The organism is Acinetobacter sp. SWAC5 (assembly GCF_003419885.1).
Classification (GTDB): Bacteria; Pseudomonadota; Gammaproteobacteria; order Pseudomonadales; family Moraxellaceae; genus Acinetobacter; species Acinetobacter cumulans.
The window spans coordinates 1-1,038 of record NZ_QUWR01000066.1; the positions used below are offsets into that span (position 1 = coordinate 1).

General features: G+C 33.3%; 1 protein-coding gene. It reads left to right on the forward strand.

The features are described from left to right. Positions 1-107: 107 nt before the first annotated feature. Positions 108-887 (forward strand): aminoglycoside O-phosphotransferase APH(3')-VIa, encoded by a 780-nt coding sequence (locus DYI81_RS17815; RefSeq protein WP_000422636.1) that lies wholly within the window; start codon positions 108-110, stop codon positions 885-887. The last annotated feature ends 151 nt before the right edge of the window (positions 888-1,038 follow it).

Genomic DNA, 1,038 nt, shown 5'->3' on the forward strand with positions numbered 1-1,038 from the left:
TGTTTGAATTCGCCCCATATTTTTGCTACAGTGAACCAAATTAAGATCATCTATTTACTAGGCCTCGCATTTGCGGGGTTTTTAATGCTGAATAAAAGGAAAACTTGATGGAATTGCCCAATATTATTCAACAATTTATCGGAAACAGCGTTTTAGAGCCAAATAAAATTGGTCAGTCGCCATCGGATGTTTATTCTTTTAATCGAAATAATGAAACTTTTTTTCTTAAGCGATCTAGCACTTTATATACAGAGACCACATACAGTGTCTCTCGTGAAGCGAAAATGTTGAGTTGGCTCTCTGAGAAATTAAAGGTGCCTGAACTCATCATGACTTTTCAGGATGAGCAGTTTGAATTCATGATCACTAAAGCGATCAATGCAAAACCAATTTCAGCGCTTTTTTTAACAGACCAAGAATTGCTTGCTATCTATAAGGAGGCACTCAATCTGTTAAATTCAATTGCTATTATTGATTGTCCATTTATTTCAAACATTGATCATCGGTTAAAAGAGTCAAAATTTTTTATTGATAACCAACTCCTTGACGATATAGATCAAGATGATTTTGACACTGAATTATGGGGAGACCATAAAACTTACCTAAGTCTATGGAATGAGTTAACCGAGACTCGTGTTGAAGAAAGATTGGTTTTTTCTCATGGCGATATCACGGATAGTAATATTTTTATAGATAAATTCAATGAAATTTATTTTTTAGATCTTGGTCGTGCTGGGTTAGCAGATGAATTTGTAGATATATCCTTTGTTGAACGTTGCCTAAGAGAGGATGCATCGGAGGAAACTGCGAAAATATTTTTAAAGCATTTAAAAAATGATAGACCTGACAAAAGGAATTATTTTTTAAAACTTGATGAATTGAATTGATTCCAAGCATTATCTAAAAATACTTGGCAGAGTAAAACTTGAAGTGCGACATAAACCACCTAATTAATTTAAAGGGTTTATGGAGTATATAAAATTGTCATACCATCATCTTAACTTTGAAGATCGTACTGCATTAATGCTTGAGTCAAGA

Bases quoted from the DNA above. Each gene is read 5' to 3' on its own strand.
- DYI81_RS17815 (WP_000422636.1), top strand. From the start codon at position 108: ATGGAATTGCCCAATATTATTCAACAATTTATCGGAAACAGCGTTTTA.